The following is a 2614-nucleotide window of genomic DNA, read 5'->3' as shown; positions in this document are numbered from 1 at the left end:
GGCTCCGACGGCGGTGCGATATACTGCTCATCTGTCGATCGCCTTATAAATTAAAGACATTTTGGCGCGGATCATGAGACGCCGGACGCCGTGATCGCCGCGCATCAGCTTCACGCCGAACGGCATCATTCTCGATATCCGAGAGGTGAATGATCCAGGGTGCCCCTTTGCATAGTTGATTCGCTGCCAACGTGCCGCGGTTGACCATGCGACGAACTGTCGACGGGCTGACCTGGAGAATCCCCGCGGCTTCGTCGAGCGTTGCTTCGCCACGCTCCGCACGTTCGCCGTCGCGGTATGGCGCAATGCCATGGGTGTTGCGAAGACTGCACACCCTACTACGCGTCCAGCTATTGTCCTTCCCTGTCCTTTTGCCGGCGCGATTGAGGATGGCGGCGATGGACAGATCCGACATCTGGCGGGCCAGTACCCGAACAAGATCAAGGGTATCGCCTTCGATCGTCCAGCGGGTTTGCCCGACCTTGTTCTTCTTCACGATGAGACGTGTGTGATCGCCACCTTGCCAATGGATGATGAGCGCCAGACTATCGTCCACGACATCGACGATGATCTCCTTGACCAACAAGCGAATGATCTTCTTGCGCGTCTCGTTCGAAGCGCCCGGACTGTCCCATGCCTGGGCGAGGTCCTTCCCCAGAGCCATCAGCCTTGCACGATCGTCGGCGGAGACCGTTGGTGCTTGCAGCGGGGCCAAGCGGTCCAGCTCCTCCTCAAGCTCGCCCAGGTGGGTCAGCTTCTCGTTCCAGCGTCGCTCGAGTTCGCCGGCGACAAGCCGGTTCTCGGGATCGACCGCATTGTATTGGCGGCGTGCACGCTCCGCCTCGTACCGGGCCTGCCGGCAAGCATTCTCGACCTGCTGTCGCTTGTCACTATGCTCCTGGCCTTGCACCTCCATGGCAGCCAGCGCCGCCTCGATGCCGAGCGGCTGCAGTCGACCGAGAACCTCCTGGACGACTGCCCGGTCAACCCGCATACCGCCGAAGCGGATGCAGTTGTCGACGGCCTTGTCGCTGAAGGTGCCGCGACAGACGTAACGTTGGGTGTTTCCGCCTTTGCCGCTGTAAGCGACATGCAATCGACGGCCGCAGCGTGCGCAGCGCAATAGGCCTGGCAGCAAGGCTTCTCCGCGGCGGATCGCCCCGCGCCCAAGGTAGCTCTTGCCGTTGGCGTTGTCGGCGATCAAGTGCTGATTCCTCTCGAACTCCTCCCAGGAAATATATGCCTCATGGTGGCTGCGGATCAAAACCTCCCAGTCCTTCCAGTTCCGGCGCATGCTGTCACGCATCACGCGCTTGCGGCCGCCTTCGATTACAACGCGCGTTCCGCGCCGGCCAAATGCGTAGGCGCCGGCATAGACCGGATTGGTCAGCATGTGGTGCAGCGTGTGATAGACCGGCACCTTCCATTCAATCGCGTGTTTGCCGCGGCCCTGAACGACGGCCGGAACTAGAACTTGCTCCTGCCGGAACCAGAGCAAAACCTGCCGGATCGACTGCAACTCGGCGAACTTGCGGAACACCAGAGCAATGCCGTCCTGGACACGACGATCCGAATCCTTGTCGAGCTGCCCATCATCCGCTTTGACATAGCCGACAGCCACAGTCAGCAGAAGTTCCCCCCGGCGAGCCTTCTGCCTGAGCGCCTCGATGGAGCGCTGCCGGAATACCGAAAGCTCCATCTCGCTCATCGTGCCCTTCATGCCAAGCAGCAGACGATCGTTGATCAGACGCGGATCGTAGACGCCATCTTCATCTACGATCAATGTCCCGACCAACCCGCAGAACTCAAGCAAGGTGTGCCAGTCACGGCCGTTGCGCGCCAGCCGCGACGCCTCCAGCGAGACGACCGCTCCGACACGACCTTCGCAGATGGCCGCCAACAGCTTCTCAAAGCCGGGCCGAGCCGTGCCGGCGCCGGATCGGCCGAGATCGTCATCGACGATTTGCACATCATCCCAACCCAACTGCCGAGCCCGCTCAGCTAGGCCATATTGGCGACGCTGGCTCTCAAGGTTGTTTACGACCTGGTAGGACGTTGATTGCCGGATGTAGATGATGGCGCTGCGGCAAAGGTGCTCAGCGGTAATCTTGCTCATCACCCGCCTCCTTCCGGTTCGGGATCGACAGTCCGACGCCCGGCACGGACGCTGCTTCGACGAGTAGAGACTGCAACAGCACCACCGCCTTTACGCGTTCCTCGCCCGACATCTTGGCCGGCGGTATGGTGGGCACAAACAAATCCAGTTGGGTGCGCAGCGGATTCTTCATCGGCATGTCCTCCTCCGGAGATCGAGTCTCTTGGAAGAGAGCCTACGAGATGATCGAGAAGTGCGCGAAGTTCGAGGAGGTGTGTGAGCGAAAGTCGGGGCGCGGCAACGATCGCAACCGAACCGGCCTGTGGGGCGGCCATCCAGTCCGGAAGATGGAAGCTTCCGCCGTGCGGCTGCCGAACCAAAAGGTGGCGGATGCCGTCATGATCATGCTCACCGACCACCGCAACGGTCTGCCCAACCAACGGATGGAATGGATAGGTGACGACAACGTCGAAGCCCGGATTCCCGGCATTATGACGCTGCTTCCGACGGCGGCGCCGA

The 2614-nt window shown here is 61.2% G+C and carries 2 protein-coding genes and 1 pseudogene; all 3 read right to left on the bottom strand.

Annotation, left to right across the window (positions count from 1 at the left end; all coding sequences use genetic code 11):
* Positions 1-43 precede the first annotated feature (43 nt).
* Entirely contained in the window at positions 44-2116 is a 2073-nt protein-coding gene (locus NKI39_RS34075) for a recombinase family protein (RefSeq protein ID WP_352690577.1), read from the bottom strand.
* Positions 2097-2294 carry a hypothetical protein gene (locus NKI39_RS34070; protein WP_352509784.1) on the bottom strand — a complete coding sequence of 66 codons (198 nt, stop codon included), beginning with the start codon at positions 2292-2294 and terminating at the stop codon, positions 2097-2099. The genes NKI39_RS34075 and NKI39_RS34070 overlap by 20 nt, the downstream gene beginning before the upstream one ends.
* 100 nt (positions 2295-2394) lie before the next feature.
* A pseudogene (locus NKI39_RS34065) lies at positions 2395-2514 on the bottom strand (hypothetical protein); the annotation flags it as partial.
* Positions 2515-2614: the final 100 nt, after the last annotated feature.

The sequence above is a fragment of the Mesorhizobium sp. M0664 genome, assembly GCF_040320565.1.
Taxonomy (GTDB): domain Bacteria; phylum Pseudomonadota; class Alphaproteobacteria; order Rhizobiales; family Rhizobiaceae; genus Mesorhizobium.
Note: the sequence above shows the minus strand (reverse complement) of the source record. Positions and strands in the feature narration are given on the sequence as shown.

Bases quoted from the DNA above. Each gene is read 5' to 3' on its own strand.
- NKI39_RS34075 (WP_352690577.1), bottom strand. From the start codon at position 2,116: ATGAGCAAGATTACCGCTGAGCACCTTTGCCGCAGCGCCATCATCTAC.
- NKI39_RS34070 (WP_352509784.1), bottom strand. From the start codon at position 2,294: ATGCCGATGAAGAATCCGCTGCGCACCCAACTGGATTTGTTTGTGCCC.